This is a genomic window from Pseudomonas sp. URIL14HWK12:I5, assembly GCF_900176445.1.
GTDB classification, from domain to species: Bacteria; Pseudomonadota; Gammaproteobacteria; order Pseudomonadales; family Pseudomonadaceae; genus Aquipseudomonas; species Aquipseudomonas monteilii.
In genome coordinates this window covers 1-16,455 of record NZ_FWXQ01000008.1, presented here as the reverse complement: position 1 = coordinate 16,455, position 16,455 = coordinate 1, and the positions used below count along the sequence as shown (strand labels likewise).

Sequence of the window (16,455 nt, the reverse complement as noted above, 5' to 3'; positions counted from 1 at the left end):
TTGCCGGCGATTGGGCCTCAAGGCCTGGCGGTATCCTTCCAGCCACCACCGAGAGCAAGGAACACCCCAATCTGCCCCATCGCCACCTGGCTATTGGCCGCAGCCAGCTGCGCACGCATGTCGGTATAGGTCCGCGTCGCCTGCAAATCCGCCAGGAACGACTCACGCCCCGCCTGGTAATACCGGTGCGTCTGGTCCGCCGCTTCCTTGGCCGATTTTTCTGCCTCGGCCAGCGCATCGCGCCGGTCCAGCAACGCGCTGTATTGCGCCAGCCGGGTCTGGGTTTCGCGAATGGCGTTCAGCACTACGCCATCAAAGTTTGCCAAGGCCGCCTGAGTAGAGGCTTCGGCCATGCGAATGCGCGCACGGGTGCCGTTGGTAGGGATGCTCCAGCTGATCTGCGGGCCAAAGCCCCAGCGGTTGGTCGCGGGCTCGCCCAGGTTCTCCAGGATGCCGATAGTACCGACCTGGGCACCGATGCTGATGTCCGGATACAGCGCACCGGTGGCAACGCCAATGTACGCGGTAGCTGCGGCCAATTGACGTTCAGCCTGACGCACATCGGGACGACGCTTGAGCAACGCAGCGCCATCGCCCACTGGCACCAGTTGGTTCAGGTGCGGCAGCTCGGCACAATCGGCGGTGCCGGCAGGCAACTGGTCAACAGGCTTGGCCAGCAGAGCCGCCAGGGTATACATGCCGGTCTCGCGCTCTGCCTTGAAACGCGGCAGTTCGGCACGCAACGACTTGAACTGGGTTTGCGACCGGGTGACCTGGGTTTCATCGCCACGCCCGGCATCACGCAAGCGCTGGTTCAGCTTCACGCTCTGCTCCTGCAAATCGAGCGACTCGCGGGCGATGTGGTATTCCTCGTTGGCCGAGCACACTTGGGTATAAGCCTTGACCACATCCGCCACCAGGGTGATGCGGGCAGTGTCGGCAGCGGCCTGCACTGCGTCGGCGTTGGCCTTGGCAGCCTCGGTACCCCGCTTGAAAGTGCCCCACAGGTCGAACTGATACGAAGCGCTGATGATCGCCTCGCCGATGTTGGCTACCGGCACCTTCTCGGGCAGCAGGAAGGCTTCACCCGACTCCTGCAGGCGCTGGGCACCCAGTTTGACGCCGCCGTTGAAGCCACCTTGCGATTCGGCCACTTCGACCTGCGCGCGGGCCTTGGCGATGTTGGCGGCGGCTACGCGCAATTCGGTGTTGGCACTCAAAGCCTGGCGCACCAGTTCGTTCAGCCGTTGATCCTGATACAGCTGCCACCAGTCCTCAGGTACCGGTGCCGAGACCACGCTGTCGGCATCCTGACGCAACGGGCCGTTAAGGTCGCTGCGTTGTACCGCCGCGTCCTGCGGCACCTCATAGTCCGGTCCCACCATCATGCAGGCCCCAAGCGACAGGCACAGGCCGGCCAGGATCATCTGTTTCATGGGTGCTGGCCCTCGATGATCGACACCGTGGCGGTGCGCCCGGCAATCATGCGGAAGTCTGCCGGCACTTCGTCGAAGGCGATGCGCACCGGAATACGCTGGGCCAGGCGCACCCAGCTGAACGCCGGGTTGACGTTGGGCAGCAGGTTGGCGCCGCTGCTACGGTCGCGGTCTTCAATGCCGGCAGCGAAGCTTTGCACATGGCCGCGCAGGCGGGTGTTGTCGCCCATCACACGAATGTCCACGGCATCACCGATCTGGATACCGCCCAGCTTGGTTTCTTCGAAGTAGCCATCGACGTGGTACGAAGCGCTGTCGACCACGGACAATACAGGACGGCCGGCGGTGACGAATTCGTGATTACGCGGGGCGCGGTCGTTCAGGTAGCCGTCTACCGGGCTGCGCACCACCGAGCGGTCGAGGTTGAGCTGGGCGGTATCGACCGCCACCTGTGCCTCGCTGACAGCCGAGCGGGCGCGGGCCTCGCGGGACTGGCTTTCTTCCAGTTGCTCGGCGGCCACCAGGTTGCCCAGCTTGCGGTTGCGCTGTGCTTCGCGCGAGGCCTGGGCCAGGGTTTCCTGCCGCTCACCGAGGGTGGCCTTGGCCTGGCGCAGGGCCAGTGTGAAGCGGTCCTGGTCGATGGTGAACAGCACGTCGCCGCGTTTGACGGTCTGGTTGTCGCGCACCTCGACCTTCTGGATCAACCCGGACACATCCGGGGCAATCTGGATCACGTCGGCGCGAATGTGGCCGTCGCGGGTCCAGGGGGCAAACATGTAGTACACCACCATCTGCCACACGAGCACGGCGGCGAAGGTCACTACCAGCAAGGTCAGGACCACACGGCCCAGGGTCAGCAAAGGTTTTTTCATGGCAGCATCAGGTTTCGGCAAAAGTGATCCACCGCGCCAAGCAGCACGGCATACAGAGCAACGTTGAACAACGCCCGGTGCCAGACCAGGCGGTAGAAGTGCAGGCGCACCAGCACCGCGTGCACCCCCAGGAACAACAGGTAGGTGCCAAACATCATCACCAGCAGCGTGGGCAGGAACACCCCGCTGATATCCAGTTCACCAATCACAGAGGGGCTCCGTCGAGGCCGGGGGGCAGTTGCGGTTGTTCGGCGGGTTCGAGCATCACTTCCACACCCGGCAACAGCGCCGGTCGCAGGCCGCTCAGGGCATGCAGCAGGTGGGTGCGGGCATCGCCGCGCTCGTACAGCTCATCCAGGTTCAACGCCAGGCGTGCGCGCTCCATGTTGCGCAGCAGCGCGGCCGGGGCATGCAGGCGTTCACCGGCACGCAGGCAGGCGGCGTAGTGTGCGCCAACTTCCTCGACCACCGTATTCAGGCGTTCGCGGGCTTGCTGGCCGGCACGCGGCATGTAGGCGAGCAAGTCGAGCAGGTTTAGCCCTACGCGCAGGTCGCGCAAGGCCACGCCGCTGTCCTGTCCGGTTTGCGACAGGCGCGGCAGGTGCTGCATCAGGCGGTCGAGCATCTGCACACCCACCTGGCGGTGCTCGGCCAGGGTGGCGGGTTCGGTCATTTCGACGATGTCGCGCCAGGCGAAGCGGGTCATGCGTTTGGCCGCCAGTTCCACACCGAACGGGCGCATTACCAAGGTCCAGATGAAAGCGAACAGCAGGCCCACGGGGCCGGCCAGGTTGGAGTTGAGGAAGGTGAAGAAGTCGGCGTCGTAGGCGCCCTGGATGCTGATAAACGTCGAGGTGTTGACGATGGTCAACAAGGTACCCAGGTAGAAGCGCGGCTGCACGGTCAGGGTGCCGACGCAGATGAACGGCACGGCGAAGGCCAGCACCAGCATCGGGAAGTCGTGCAGGTTGGGCAGCACCAGGAACAGGTACAGGCTGGAGAAGATGACCGACATCAGCGTCCAGAAGAAGAACCGGTAGATCTGCGGTGCCGGGTCGTCCATGGCGGCAAAGAAGCTGCACGACACAGCGGCGAGGATCACCGCGCTGGCGCCGTCGTTCCAGCCCAGACCGATCCACAGGCCGCAGGCGACAACGATCGCCAATACGGTGGAGGCTACTGAATACAGCATCAGGCCACGGTCGAAGAACGCCGTCAGGCGGCCTAGGCGCCAGTGGCGGTACACCGCGCGCCAAGGCTTGGTATCGTCGGTACGCAGGGCATGTTGCAGGGTACAGCAGTCCTGCCACAGGTCAGCCCATTCGTTCAGACGGTACAGGGCGTTGGACAGCAGCAGCTCGGCACGTTGGTCGAGCGCGGCAGCGCCGGGCTGCAGGCGATCGATCTGTTCATGCAGTGCGGTCCAGCGTGCGACCGAAGCACTTTCGGCAGTGCCTTTGAGCCATTCGCGGGCAGCTTCAAGCACTGGCTGAAGCTGAACGAACTGCGCCGGGGCACGGCCTTCAAGGGCAACCAGTGCGTCATCAAGGGCGTCGATCACTGGCAGCAGATGAATCATGCGCCCGCGCAACTCACGGGCGTTTTTCAGCGTATGCGGGCCGGCACCTTCATGGCCGAGCTGGCCGATCATCAGCTCCAGCGAGTTGAAGGTGGCGACCATCGCCCCGCGCATGCCACCAACCTTGTCGGCACTGACTTCGCGGGCCAGGTAGGTGTCGCTGTAGCGGATCGCTTCGGTGAACCAGCTACCGGTGGCGCCCACCACCACAGGGGCCAGCCGGCGCGGCCAGAAAATGGCACCGACCACTGCCGCGCAGACGATACCCAGGCAGATTTCCTGCGCCCGGGACGATGCCACGTCGAACACTGCCAACGGGTTATCCACAACCGCCAGCGCAATCATCGGCAGGGTATAACCGGCCAGCATCAGCACGTAGTTGTTGGCCGTACGCAGGTTCAGCGAAAGGAACAACAAGGTGCCCGTCCACAAGGCAATGGCGATGCTGAGCAACAACGGCGACTGCACCAGTGGCGGCACCAGGAAAATCGCGCCACCGGCCCCCAACAGTGTGCCCACGGCGCGGTACAGGGCCTTGGAACTGGTCGGGCCGACGAACGGGCTAGAGACGATGTACACCGTGGCCATCGCCCAGTAGGGACGTGGCAACTGCATGAGCAGCGCAATGTACAGGGCGATCATCGAGGCAGCGAAGGTACGCACGCCGTAGAACCAGTCACGCGCCGGGGGGACCGAGCTGAAGAAACCGTTCATGCCGCCCCGCCCGTGCTGCCCAGGCCGGCCGCTTCGAAGGCACGCAGCACGCGCAAGGCAGCTTCCAGGTCGGCCTGGTCGATGCCGTTCAGCACATCGCGGCGCAGGCGAACCAGCTCGGTTTCGATGGCTTCGGCCAGGGCGCGGCCTTCTGCGGTCAGGCTCAGGGCTTTGGCGCGGCGGTCCAGTGGGTCCTCGCTGCGGCATACCAGGCCGGCCTTGCACAGTTGGTCGAGCAGGCGCACCAGCGACGGGCTTTCGAGGCCGGCAGCCTGGGCAACAGCCACCTGATGCACGCCATCGCCCAGGCGCACGATCATCAGCAGAGGCGCGGCGCAGGCCTCGGAAATACCGTAACCGGTCAGGGCGGTGTGGCAGATGCGCCGCCAGTGGCGAGCGGCAACCACCATGCCGCTGCTGACTTGCAGGCGCAGGAGATCAAGGGACATGGAAGGAACCAAGGATATTCATAGTTTGCTAACTATCAATATACGCCTTGCCCTACCCCTGTCGTCAACAGGGGGTGACGGGGGGCATGAATGAATTGTTGTTCATGCCGGGGATTTTGCGCGGCCTTATGGCTGGATCTGGTCCTCCAGCTTCATGGTCAGTGCCAGTGTGCTGCCCATCTGCACCGCCCGGTCCCGCCACTCCTGGTAGCGCACCGCGTCCCGGCTGCTGAAATGCACCGCCAACTCCTCGGCTGCCTGTACCACCCCCGCCGCGGCCGCCAGCTCCAGCCAGTACAACGCGGCCTTGAGGTCGGCATCCACATACAGCCCGTGCATCAACCGGTAACCCACCTCGAAACGGCAGCGTGCCTCACCTCGCTCGGCCCCACGCATGAACCACTGGTAAGCCTGCACCAGGTCGACCTGCCAATCCTGGTCGCCATCGCACACTTCTTCCTCATACAGGTCACCCAATGCTGCAGCCGCGTGCAACATGCCCCGTTCGAAGGCCTGCCGGTAGCACTCCGCCGCCTGCACGTAGGAGGGGTCGATGCCTTTGCCAAAATAATGCTGCTGCCCGAGATTGAACCAGGCGGCGGCATTGCCCTGCAGAGCAGCCATGCGCAGCAGGTGACCGGCCAGCACGGTATCGGCGCGCCAGTACTTTCCGTTGAGCCAGACCCAGCCGAGGTCGTTCAAGGCCGCCACACTGCCTTGCAACGCCTGACGGCGCAGGTCGACGTATACCGCCTGCAGATCACTGGCCTCATCCAGGCGGTTGACCAGCAATGAGCGCTGGCTGGGCAAGCCCACGCCGGCGAACAGGGGTAGCCGCCTCCCGACGGGGGTCGGTGGAGCGATGACCCGCTCGGGCAGAAGGCGGGCAAGCAGCGAATGGATATTGCTGGCAGCAGACATGTTCATCCTCATTGAACGACGCACAACCCCAACCTTCGGCTGTGATGAGGCGTGATTCTGCGTGACGTCACGTCAAAACCTGTCGCGAACGATTCCGTACCAGGCAACCAAATGCGACTTCCTTGATCTGAGCAGGCTGTGGCCAATTGCCATGCCCCTCGCGTGCCGCCATCCTATTGCGGCAAGCCTAGACAAGGACGTTATCTTTTGCCGTTCGCCACCACCCGCGCCACCCTCAGCCGACAGTGGGCACTGCTGCGCCAGTTGCCCAGCCGCTCCCCAGGCATAACCAGCGCCGAGTTGGTGTGGCGCCTGCGTGACGTGGGCTTCACGGTCAGCAAACGCACGGTCGAGCGTGACCTCAACGAGCTTTCGCTGATATTTCCGCTGGAGCGCAATGACAAGAGCATCCCGTTCGGCTGGCACTGGTCGGCAAGTGCGGTGGGCGAATTGCGCGGTAATTTCGACTTGCTGACGCACCTGCGGGGGGACGCGTTGCAACCGGCGCAGGGTGAAGGGGTGGAGCTGGTGGCGCGGATCAGCGACGCACTGGCGCGGCAGTTGCGGGTTGCACCGTTGAGCAACGATATGCAGCTGACGGCGCTGGAGCATGGCCACCGGCTACGGGCCACGGTGAGTGACGGTTGGCCATTGCGCTGGTGGCTGTTGAGCCATGGGGATGGGGTGGTGGTGGAGCAGCCTGCAGAATTGCGGGGAGAGATTGGCAAGATTCTGAGCAATGCAGCTGCTCAGTACCAGAATCTATAGCCTGTACTGGCCCTTGCGCGGGGTCACCGGCAAAAGGGCCAGTACAGGCTCACGGCCTAGCGCTGCATCCCCCAGCGCCGCACGGTCAGCCGCTCCAGGGTGTTGAACACCAGCCCCTCCACCAGCAAACCGATCAAGATCACCACCGCCAACCCGGCAAACACCTTGTCGGTATACAGCTCGTTGCGGTTCTGGAAGATGTACCAGCCTAACCCGCCCTTGCCGCTGCTGGCACCAAAGACCAGTTCGGCAGCGATCAGGGTACGCCAGGCAAACGCCCAGCCGATCTTCAGCCCCGACAGGATCGACGGCAAGGCCGCCGGCACCAGGATGTGCAACACCAGCCGTAGCCCTTTCAGGCCATAGTTGCGGCCAGCCATGCGCAGCGTTTCCGACACGCCAAGGAAGCCGGCGTAGGTATTGAGCGCCAACGCCCACAGCACCGAATGCACCAGCACGAAAATCAGGCTGTTGTCGCCCAGCCCGAACCACAGCAAGGCCAGTGGCAACAGCGCAATGGCCGGTAACGGGTTGAACATCGACGTCAGTGTACCTAGCAGGTCCCGGCCCAGCTGGGTCGAAACCGCCAGACTGGTCAGGCCAAAGGCCAGGACGATACCCAGCACATAGCCCTTGAGCAGTATCACCAGCGAAACCCCGACTTTGGCGGGCAGTTCACCGCTGGCCAGGCCGTCCCACAGGGCGGCGGCGGTTTGCAAGAAGCTTGGCAGCAGCAAGTCGTTACCCTGATAACGGGCTACGGCCTCCCACAGCATGGCGATTACCAGCAGGATAACCGCCTTGCGCAGCCAGCCTTGCTGCCACAAGCGCTGGGCCAACGGCAGTTGTCGTTCCAAAGGCACACTGAGCAACGGCTCCAGCTGCACCTCGTATTCCTGGCGTACAGGTGTAGTGGTCATGGCTGAAGCTCCTGTCAGTAGGCGATGCGGATATCGTTGAAGCCAAGGTCGTCAGCCTGTTCCGGGGTATCCGCTTCGTCGAACAGCAAACGGTGAATACGCCGGGCACTGGCCTGGAAGTCGCTACCACCCAGGCTGCCCAGGTTGTACTGGTGGCTGTGCACTTCGGCACGCACTCGCCCCGGGTGCGGCGACAACAGCAGGATACGGTTGCCAACCACCAGTGCTTCTTCGATGGAGTGGGTGACGAACAACAGGGTGAACCGCACCTCCTCCCACAGGAGCAACAGCTCTTCCTGCATCTTGCGCCGGGTCAGCGCATCCAGGGCGGCGAACGGCTCATCCATCAGCAGGATCTTGGGCTGGGTGGCCAAGGCCCGGGCAATTGCCACACGTGCCTTCATACCACCGGACAACGTGTGTGGATAAGCATCGGCAAAGGCGGCCAGACCGACCTTTTCCAGATAGTGCAGCGCCCGTTCCTCCGCCTCCGCCCGCTTGAGCTGGCCAGACACCAGCAGCGGAAACATGACGTTCTGCTTCACCGTTTTCCACGGTGGCAACTGGTCGAACTCCTGAAACACCACGATGCGATCGGGGCCTGGGCCACGCACTGTCTGGCCCTGCAGCAGAATCTGCCCTTCTTGCGGCTGGATAAAACCGGCCACGGCTTTGAGCAGGGTGGACTTGCCACAGCCGGAGGGGCCGAGCAGTACAAAACGATCAGCGCGGTCGACTTCGAAGCTGACCTGATGGGTGGCCCGCACCACGCGTTGCGCGGTGCGGTATTCGAGGCTGAGGTTATCCACCTTGAGCAAAGGCGGCGTTGCGACACGGCTCAGGTTGCTGGCCGTGTGGCCTGGCAATGGGGCGGTCATGATCGGTCAGCTCCCCTGCAGCGGGCGTTCATCCTGGAAGAAGTAGTCCTTCCACGACTCCGGCTTGTGCTTGATGGCGCCTACCCGATAGAGGAAATCGGCCAGTTTGTAGGTGTTCTTGGGCGTAACGGTGAATTCGTACTGTGGGTTGTCGATGAGCTTGATCAGCGCGTCGCGGTCGATCTTGGCCTTGGTTACGCGGATATAGGTGTCGGCGGCAGCCGCCTTGTCTTTCTGGGCGAAGTCTGCGGCTTCGGCCAGAGCATCGACGAAGGCCTTGTAGGTTTTGGGGTTGTCCTTGCGGAACTTCTCGGTAGCAAACAGCAAGGTCGGCGAATTGGGGCCGAGCAGGTCGTAGCTGTTGAGCACTACGTGCACGTCCTTGTTGGCCAGCACCTGGTCCTGGAACGGCGGGTTGGAGAAGTGCCCGTTCAGCTCGGTGCCGCCCGCCAGCAGCGCGGCGGTGGCGTCCGGGTGTGGCACGGCCAGGGTGTATTTATCGAGGCGGATGTATTCCTTGTCGCCCCACTGCTGAGCAGCGGCGTATTGCAAGAAGCGCGACTGCACCGAAACACCCACCGCCGGAACGGCGATACGGTCTTTGTCGGAGATATCGGCGATGGTCTTCACGTTGGGGTTGCTGCTGACCAGGTAGTACGGGAAGTTGCCCAGCGAAGCCACGGCCTTCACATTCTGCCGGCCCTTGGTGCGGTCCCAGACGGTCAACAGCGGCCCGACGCCAGCGCCGGCGATGTCCACCGAACCGGATAACAGTGCGTCGTTGATGGCCGAGCCACCCGACAGCTGCGCCCAGTCGACTTCGATGTCGATGCCCTGCTCCTTGCCGTGTTTCTCAATCAGGTGCTGGTCACGCACCACGTTCAGCAGCAGGTAGACGATGCCGAATTGTTCGGCAATGCGGATCTTGCCTTCGGCCTGGGCCACGGCGGGGGCGGCCAGGCTGCCGATGACCAGGCTTGCGCCCAGGCCGATGCTTGCCGCCAGGCGGCTGATGGATTTGCGCATGATGATTTCCTCAGTCGTCAGAACGGGGCATCGCCCTGGATGGTGGTGCGGTACAGCTTGCGCCGCAGGTGCGCGGGGCAGCCGGTGGCCAGGTGGATCAGTGAGCGGTTATCCCAGAACACCAGGTCATGGGGCTGCCACTGGTGGCGGTAAATGTTCTGCTCCAGCACGCTAAGGGCATACAGCTGCTGCAGCACGTCACGGCTTTCGTCGTCTGGCAGGCCGACAATGCGGGTGGTGAAGCCTTCACTGACGAACAGGGCTTTGCGGCCGTTTTCCGGGTGAGTGCGGACTACCGGGTGAATGACTTCCTTTACCTGCGCCAGTTGCTCGGCAGTCAGGGTCGGGCGCCAGTTGCCTTCGAATTTGGTCTCGGCGTAACGAGCGGTGTAGGAGTGAGCGGCACTGCGGCCCTCGACCACTTTGCGCAGGGCGTCAGGTACAGCATCCCAGGCTTTGTGCATGTCGGCGAACAGGGTGTCACCGCCTTCACTGGGCAGTTCCTGGGCATGCAGCATGGAACCGAGGCTTGGCAGCTCCTTGTACGACAGGTCGGAGTGCCAGAATTTGCCGGCATCACCCAGGCCGATGTTCTGGCCATTTTCGATGATGTTGGAAACGATCAGGATCTCGGGGTGGCCAGTCAGCAGGAACTGCTTGAGCACATGAATCTGCAACTCACCGAAGCGGCGGCTGAAGGCGATTTGCTGTTCCGGGCTGATGCGCTGGTCGCGGAACACCAGCACATGGTGGTCGAGGTGGGCGCGATGGACACGGGTGAAATCTTCGGCGTTGACCGGTTTGGCCAGGTCCAGGCCTATGATCTCGGCGCCGACGGCACCCGAGAAGGGGCGAACTTCGAAAACTTGCGGCTGGGCGCTGTCGATGGTCGACAAGGCGTTCAAGGCGGCTGACATTTTTCACTCCCACGCAGTGCGCGACTTCAATGGCGCGCAACGATCAGAAACGCACGGGGTTTTCCCGTGTGGGTTCAAGTCGTGCGGCGCATCGATTGGTCGACGGGTACGCAGTGGAAGCGACTATAAGGTCATAAGAGCAATATTTTAAATACCTTTAACGCATAACCATAGCACTGAGGACGGGGCGGCCTGATCAGATCAACCCGCCCTGCTCTTCTTCGTCGATGAGGTTGTTCAGGCTGCTGAGCGCCTTGCGTGCCGTGGAGCGGTTGAGCAGCTTGGCCTGCGCGCCTGGGGGCAAGTCAGTGATTTTGAACAGGCCCTTGGCGGTCAGCACATCGATAAGGTCTTCAAGCACGCGGATCATGTCCAGGTCGCTTTGCTTGAGCTGGTTCAGGCTGTTTTCCACAACGTCATCGGCGAACCATTCCTGAACATCGGCATGGTCGGCGGGGAGCATTTCGGTGAACTGGTCAAAAGCGGCTGCTTCTACCCGCAGCAACTGGCCAGCGGCGTCGCGTTGCACGTAGAACATGGCGGTGTCCCTCGTCACGTTGGTTCCTTGTTGGTAGACAGCAGCATAGGCAAAGATCGCCAGGCACGCAGGCCCGGCGCAAGAGTATGCGCTGTTGGCAGATGGCGGGAAAGAGCCGGGGCCGCTAAGCGGCCCCGGTGGTCTATCAGCTGTCTTTGTTGTGGATGATGATGGTTGGGTCGGCACCGCTGATCAACGAGTTGATCGTGGTGTTGGACCAGTTCACCCCTTCCAGCTTGATGGTCACGTCTGCGTTGGCGATACCACCTTCGGCGTTCAGCTTGCCTTCGCTGCTGACTTGCAGCGTCGTCGTGCCTTCCACCGTGGTGAGCTTCAGGTAGTTGTCGATGGTGCTGCCCTTCTCGCCCTGGAGCAGGTCCTTCAGGTCGATACGGTCGCCCTCGGCCACCTTGAAGTCCTTGATGACGTCGTTACCGATGTCGCCCGCCTTCCACACGAAGGTGTCGGCACCGCTGCCACCGATCAGGATATCGTTGCCCTGACCACCGATCAGGGTGTCATTGCCAGTGCCGCCCAGCAGGATGTCATTACCTTTGCCACCATCGAGCGTGTCGTTACCACCCTGACCGAAGAGGATATCGTTGCCATTGCCGCCCGACAGGATGTCGTTGCCGTCTTTGGCACCGGAGATATCGAACTCGGTGTAGTGCTCGGTGATGTACTGGTGGACATTGCTGGTGGTAACGGAGCTGACCTCGACACCGCTCTTCTGCGCGACGTAAGTCTGCATGGCCTGGTAACCCTCGCTGACAACACCGTTGAGGGTGATCAAGTCGCCGAAGATGATGTCATTGCCGTTGCCGCCATCGATAGTGTCGGCACCTGGCACCGTTGCTTCAGTGTGACCGAGAATCGCCTTCGCCAGGTCGGACGGGTCGATGTTGGTCTGCGGCTTGCCGGCGCTGTCGTATGGCTTCAAGTCGTTCAGCGTGACATCGCTGTTCAGGCCGATAGCCTGGACTTTGCTCAAGCCGCTGGTGCCACCCAGCACAGCGAAACTCGCGGTGGAGCCTGCCGCCGAGTCCACATAGTTCCAGTACTCTGCGTAGCCAGTACCGCCCAGGTTGGAGAACTCGTAGGTGCCATCGCCCTGTGCATGCAGGGTGCCGACCGTCTTGGTGGAGTCAAGCACCAGCGTACCCCAGCGGTTCTCGGAGTATGTCAGCACCTTGACTACGCCACTGCTGCTGATCTCGACCTTGTGCGTCGCGTCGGCCCAGGCACTGAAGGTATCGCCCATCTTGTAGTTGTTGACGTTGACCACATCGTCCAGGTTCTTGCCATTCTTCCACAGGCTAGGGTTGGTGTTCTCCCCGCTCTGGTAATACGTCGGCTTACCATCGGTAATGAAGTAGGTCAGGTTCTCCGCACCTTTATTGCTGGTGGCCATGGTGCTGTTGAAGAAGTTGGACGTGGTTTTGAACGCGTCTTCATAGTTGGTACCGCCACCGTTGTAGCCACCCACCATCGAGTTCAGTACCGCCTGCAGCTTGCTCAGGGCATCCGGGTCGGCAAGGTTCACCGCCACGTTCTTGTTCACCTGAGTGTCGAAGTCGACCAGGAAGATGTTCACGGTACCCGAGGTGTCGGAACCCAGGCTGGCCTTGAGCGAATTGAACACCGAAGCCAGCTGCGTCTTCGCGTCGGCAATCGACTTGTCGCTCATACTGCCCGAGCTGTCGACCATGAAGGCGATGTTGTAGTTCTTGCCCTGAACCACGTTCAGGCCCGCCACGTCAGCGACGATGATGTCGTTGCCTTCGCTGCCGGTCATCGTGTCGTTACCCGAGGTACCCACGCTGGCCTTGTAGGTTGCGCCATACACCGTGACCGGGATATTGCCGGTAGTGATGGCCGAGCCGCCCAGGCTTTCGGTGGCAGTCGAAGTGACAGTGATGTCGAACGAGCCTTTGTAGTAGGCCGGCGGAGTCAGTGTCAGGCTGCTGAGCTTCCAGCCCGTCACATCAACCGGGCTACTGCCTACCGTTACGGTATGACCCGCACCATCGCTCAGCACAGTCCCTTTCGGAATGCCGCTCAGGGTTACGTTCAGGGTTTCCGAGCCGTCGGTATCGGTCAGGGCGGTGGAGATACCGACCAGTTTCACCGAACCACCTTCCGGCCCCTCGTTGAGTTTGTAGCCGTCGTAGTAGCTCTGACCATTCACGGTGTGCAGATCGGATACGCCAAGGCCAGCATTGGCCATCTCGGTCACGTTCTGGTACATCTTGATGTTCGAGCTGCTCAGGTCGGTGACAGTACCCGAGCCTACCTGGATGTTCAGGTCATAGCTGCCTGGACCGGACTGGTTGGCATGGTAGACCTCGATCGGGTAGTAACCGCTGGTGGTCGGGGTAAAGGTGCCCGAAATCTTGCCACCAGCACCCCAGGTAGCCGTGACCACAGTGTTGCCACCGATCGTGAGCACGAAGCTGTCGTCAGCTGTACCGCTGAAGGTATAGGTCTTGCCTGCCTCCAGGTAGATCAGGCCCGAGGTCTTCGAACCGGTGCCAGCGGTGACGCTGCCATCGGACTGCACGTTGGTAATGGTGCTGCTGGAGTTGGCACTGCCAGAGTTGGCAAAGACCGTCTTCAGGTCGTCACCGGTAATGCCATTACCACCAGTACCCAGGTTTTTCAGGGTGTTCCAGACTTCCTTGGTCAGGCCTTTGGAGTCGATGTCAGCGCTGCCGAAGCTCAGGGTCGGTTTGTCGGCAACCGGGCTGATGTCGACCTTCATGGTCACTTCGCTGCCCAGATTGGTGCCGTCGTTCGGCTTGAACTTGAACTGCGCGTAGTCGGCCTGCTTGTTGCCTACGCCGTTGCCACCATAGTTGTCCGCGCCCGACTGGTTGAGAGCCGGCACAAACTTCAGGTTATTGGCAGTGATGTCGGCCTGGCTGATCACCTGGTTGACCGTCACGTTCACCCATGCCGTACCGTTGAAGAACTGCAGGGTGCCGGCGGCCGGGAGCGAGGTAATGGTTACGGACAAGCCAGTGTTGCCATCGGCATCGGTGGTTTTGAAATCACTCCATGCAAACACGTAGTCAGTGTCTTCCACACCAAACACCGCGCCACCGGGCGAAACCGGCAGGTGGTCGTTGTCGAGGATGGCAGTGGTCACGCTCGACTTGGTGCTGTCAACCTGCAGGTTCTCGAAGGTACCACCGGTGGCGGTCTCGATCTTCACGGTGAAGTTCTCGGTACCTTCGACCAGCTTGTCGTCGATGGTAGCGATGTTGAACGTCGTGCCTGTGCTGTTGGCCGGGATCTTCACGGTGGTGACACCAGAGAAGTCCTCACCGTTCTTGGCGGTGCCGCTGTAGCTGAGCGTGATGGTGACTTCGGACTTGGACGCATTGCTCAGGGTCAGCGTGTACTGGCCAGTTTCACCTTCAGTCAGCGAAGTGGTACCGGTGATGCCGACCGTAGTGACGTCGCCCTGGTTGCCCGTACCCGGTGTGCCCGAACCTGGTTCGTCGGTCACGGTGGTGGTGACCGGCGTCTTGTCCAGAGTCAGCTGCTCGAACTTGCCGACATCAGCGCCTGCAACGGTTGCGATCGACTGCACCACAGGCGGATTACTGCCGGTGTAGACGTTGTCCGGTGCGGTAACAGTGGTGGTGCCCACGGTGCCGTTGGCCGGCACGGTGATGGTGGTCTTGCCATCGTTCAGCGTGAAGGTCAGGGCCGAGTGGTTGTTGATCGGCAGGCCGTCCTTGTTGGTCAGGGTCACGGTGTAAGTGATCACGCCGCCTTCAGTGACCGACGGGGTAGCAGTCAGCTTCGCGATGACTTCGTCGGTGGTGTCGGTGACGGTGACTTTCGCCGCATCGCCCAGCTGCAGGTTCTCGAACGGACGGTTGCCGATGTCGGCAGCCGACTTGATGCCCAGGCTGATTTCACCGCCGTCTTTGTAGACGTCGTCGCCCTGCGCAGCGTGCTCGTATGGCGCGCTGGTCTGGCCGGCCTTGATGGTGACCTGGGCGTTGTTGCTCAGGGTCACGACCAGGTCGTTGGCCAGCGCCGTGTTGATGTGCACGGTGAACGTCGGTTTGACGTTCTCGGCCACCGAGGTCTGGTCGGCGGTGATGGTCACCAGCACCAGGTCGCCCTGGTTACCAGTGCCCGGAGTGCCCGAGCCCGGTTCGTCGGTGACGGTGGTGGTCACCGGCGCCTTGTCCAGGGTCAGTTGCTCGAACTTGCCGACGTCGGCGCCGCTGACCGAGGCGATCGATTTCACGATCGAGTCGTTGGTACCGGTGTAGACGTTGTCCGGTGCGGTAACAGTGGTGGTGCCCACGGTGCCGTTGGCCGGCACGGTGATGACGGTCTTGCCGTCGCTCAGCGTGAAGGTCAGGGCCGAGTGGTTGTTGATCGGCAGACCATCTTTGTTGGTCAGCGTGATGGTGTAGGTGATCTCGCCGCCTTCGGTCACCGAAGGGGTGGCGGTCAGCTTGGCCACCACCTCATCGGTGGTGTCGGTGACCTGAACGGAGGCGTTGCCGCCCAGCTGCAGGTTTTCGAAGGTACGACCATCGACGTCCACAGCGGACTTGATGCCCACACTGATCTGGCCAGCGTCGTTGTAGACGTCATCGCCCTGTGCCGCGTGCTCGTACGGCGCGCTGGTCTCGCCGGCCTTGATGGTGACCTGCGCGTTGTTGCTCAGGGTCACGACCAGGTCGTGGTCCAGCGGCTGGTTGATGTGAACGGTGAAGGTTGGTTTGACGTTCTCGGCCACCGAGGTCTGGTCGGCGGTGATGGTAACCAGTACCAGATCGCCTTCGTTGCCAGTGCCCGGGGTGCCCGAGCCTGGTTCGTCGGTGACGGTGGTGGTCACCGGCGCCTTGTCCAGGGTCAGTTGCTCGAACTTGCCGACGTCGGTGCCGCTGACCGAGGCGATCGATTTCACGATCGAGTCGTTGGTACCGGTGTAGACGTTGTCCGGTGCGGTAACAGTGGTAGTGCCCACGGTGCCATTGGCCGGCACGGTGATGACGGTCTTGCCGTCGCTCAGCGTGAAGGTCAGGGCCGAGTGGTTATTGATCGGCAGGCCGTCTTTGTTGGTCAGCGTGATGGTGTAGGTGATCTCGCCGCCTTCGGTCACCGAAGGGGTAGCAGTCAGCTTCGCGATCACTTCGTCGGTGGTGTCGGTCACTTGAACGGTAGCCGCACCGCCCAGTTGCAGGTTCTCGAAGGTAGCGCCCGTGGCGTCTACAGCCGAGTTGATGCCCAGACTGATCTGGCCAGCGTCGTTGTAAACGTCATCGCCTTGTGCAGCGTGCTCGTACGGCGCGCTGGTCTCGCCGGCCTTGATGGTGACCTGCGCGTTGTTGCTCAGGGTCACGACCAGGTCGTGGTCCAGCGGCTGGTTGATGTGCACGGTGAACGTCGGTTTGACGTTCTCGGC

General features: G+C 62.1%; 13 protein-coding genes. 1 reads left to right on the top strand and 12 read right to left on the bottom strand.

Going from position 1 to position 16,455, the window contains the following annotated elements; translation table 11 throughout:
* Nucleotides 1-17: 17 nt before the first annotated feature.
* The 6 genes from B9A31_RS18570 to B9A31_RS18545 all read right to left on the bottom strand — a co-directional run bounded on the left by B9A31_RS18570 (nucleotide 18) and on the right by B9A31_RS18545 (nucleotide 5,971).
* The gene (locus B9A31_RS18570) at nucleotides 18-1,436 is read right to left on the bottom strand and encodes an efflux transporter outer membrane subunit (RefSeq protein WP_025754963.1); all 1,419 of its coding nucleotides are present in this window, start codon (nucleotides 1,434-1,436) and stop codon (nucleotides 18-20) included.
* A complete protein-coding gene (locus B9A31_RS18565) occupies nucleotides 1,433-2,308 on the bottom strand; it encodes an efflux RND transporter periplasmic adaptor subunit (protein WP_019097418.1) in 876 nt (291 codons plus the stop codon). Before B9A31_RS18565 ends, B9A31_RS18570 begins: the two co-directional genes overlap by 4 nt.
* Nucleotides 2,305-2,517 carry a DUF1656 domain-containing protein gene (locus B9A31_RS18560; protein WP_003255905.1) on the bottom strand — a complete coding sequence of 71 codons (213 nt, stop codon included), beginning with the start codon at nucleotides 2,515-2,517 and terminating at the stop codon, nucleotides 2,305-2,307. Before B9A31_RS18560 ends, B9A31_RS18565 begins: the two co-directional genes overlap by 4 nt.
* Nucleotides 2,514-4,601, bottom strand: a complete 2,088-nt coding sequence (locus B9A31_RS18555) for an FUSC family protein (protein ID WP_084297247.1) — start codon at nucleotides 4,599-4,601, stop codon at nucleotides 2,514-2,516. The genes B9A31_RS18560 and B9A31_RS18555 overlap by 4 nt, the downstream gene beginning before the upstream one ends.
* Nucleotides 4,598-5,050 (bottom strand): MarR family winged helix-turn-helix transcriptional regulator, encoded by a 453-nt coding sequence (locus B9A31_RS18550; protein WP_019097416.1) that lies wholly within the window; start codon nucleotides 5,048-5,050, stop codon nucleotides 4,598-4,600. The genes B9A31_RS18555 and B9A31_RS18550 overlap by 4 nt, the downstream gene beginning before the upstream one ends.
* A gap of 126 nt (nucleotides 5,051-5,176) precedes the next feature.
* Nucleotides 5,177-5,971 carry a tetratricopeptide repeat protein gene (locus B9A31_RS18545; RefSeq protein WP_025754965.1) on the bottom strand — a complete coding sequence of 265 codons (795 nt, stop codon included), beginning with the start codon at nucleotides 5,969-5,971 and terminating at the stop codon, nucleotides 5,177-5,179.
* 207 nt (nucleotides 5,972-6,178) lie between these two features.
* Between B9A31_RS18545 and B9A31_RS18540 the strand changes: the two genes are divergently transcribed.
* Complete coding sequence (locus B9A31_RS18540; RefSeq protein WP_019097414.1) at nucleotides 6,179-6,739, top strand: WCX domain-containing protein; 561 nt, start codon at nucleotides 6,179-6,181, stop codon at nucleotides 6,737-6,739.
* Nucleotides 6,740-6,795: 56 nt separating this feature from the next.
* On the opposite strand, the gene B9A31_RS18535 is transcribed toward B9A31_RS18540, so the two are convergent.
* The 6 genes from B9A31_RS18535 to B9A31_RS18510 form a co-directional block, all read right to left on the bottom strand.
* The gene (locus tag B9A31_RS18535; protein ID WP_019097413.1) at nucleotides 6,796-7,659 is read right to left on the bottom strand and encodes an ABC transporter permease; all 864 of its coding nucleotides are present in this window, start codon (nucleotides 7,657-7,659) and stop codon (nucleotides 6,796-6,798) included.
* A 14-nt stretch (nucleotides 7,660-7,673) separates the two neighbouring features.
* The gene (locus tag B9A31_RS18530; RefSeq protein ID WP_016714392.1) at nucleotides 7,674-8,537 is read right to left on the bottom strand and encodes an ABC transporter ATP-binding protein; all 864 of its coding nucleotides are present in this window, start codon (nucleotides 8,535-8,537) and stop codon (nucleotides 7,674-7,676) included.
* A gap of 6 nt (nucleotides 8,538-8,543) precedes the next feature.
* Complete coding sequence (locus tag B9A31_RS18525) at nucleotides 8,544-9,563, bottom strand: ABC transporter substrate-binding protein (protein WP_084297246.1); 1,020 nt, start codon at nucleotides 9,561-9,563, stop codon at nucleotides 8,544-8,546.
* Nucleotides 9,564-9,580: 17 nt separating this feature from the next.
* On the bottom strand, nucleotides 9,581-10,480 hold the full coding sequence (locus B9A31_RS18520) for a TauD/TfdA dioxygenase family protein (protein WP_019097410.1): 900 nt from the start codon (nucleotides 10,478-10,480) through the stop codon (nucleotides 9,581-9,583).
* Between the two features lie 196 nt (nucleotides 10,481-10,676).
* Nucleotides 10,677-11,018, bottom strand: a complete 342-nt coding sequence (locus tag B9A31_RS18515) for a hypothetical protein (protein WP_016714389.1) — start codon at nucleotides 11,016-11,018, stop codon at nucleotides 10,677-10,679.
* Between the two features lie 145 nt (nucleotides 11,019-11,163).
* The coding region (locus B9A31_RS18510) for an immunoglobulin-like domain-containing protein (protein ID WP_143512067.1) at nucleotides 11,164-16,455 on the bottom strand (5,292 nt) is incomplete at its 5' end.

Bases quoted from the DNA above. Each gene is read 5' to 3' on its own strand.
- B9A31_RS18530 (WP_016714392.1), bottom strand. From the start codon at position 8,537: ATGACCGCCCCATTGCCAGGCCACACGGCCAGCAACCTGAGCCGTGTC.
- B9A31_RS18545 (WP_025754965.1), bottom strand. From the start codon at position 5,971: ATGTCTGCTGCCAGCAATATCCATTCGCTGCTTGCCCGCCTTCTGCCC.
- B9A31_RS18520 (WP_019097410.1), bottom strand. From the start codon at position 10,480: ATGTCAGCCGCCTTGAACGCCTTGTCGACCATCGACAGCGCCCAGCCG.
- B9A31_RS18550 (WP_019097416.1), bottom strand. From the start codon at position 5,050: ATGTCCCTTGATCTCCTGCGCCTGCAAGTCAGCAGCGGCATGGTGGTT.
- B9A31_RS18555 (WP_084297247.1), bottom strand. From the start codon at position 4,601: ATGAACGGTTTCTTCAGCTCGGTCCCCCCGGCGCGTGACTGGTTCTAC.
- B9A31_RS18535 (WP_019097413.1), bottom strand. From the start codon at position 7,659: ATGACCACTACACCTGTACGCCAGGAATACGAGGTGCAGCTGGAGCCG.
- B9A31_RS18515 (WP_016714389.1), bottom strand. From the start codon at position 11,018: ATGTTCTACGTGCAACGCGACGCCGCTGGCCAGTTGCTGCGGGTAGAA.
- B9A31_RS18525 (WP_084297246.1), bottom strand. From the start codon at position 9,563: ATGCGCAAATCCATCAGCCGCCTGGCGGCAAGCATCGGCCTGGGCGCA.
- B9A31_RS18565 (WP_019097418.1), bottom strand. From the start codon at position 2,308: ATGAAAAAACCTTTGCTGACCCTGGGCCGTGTGGTCCTGACCTTGCTG.
- B9A31_RS18570 (WP_025754963.1), bottom strand. From the start codon at position 1,436: ATGAAACAGATGATCCTGGCCGGCCTGTGCCTGTCGCTTGGGGCCTGC.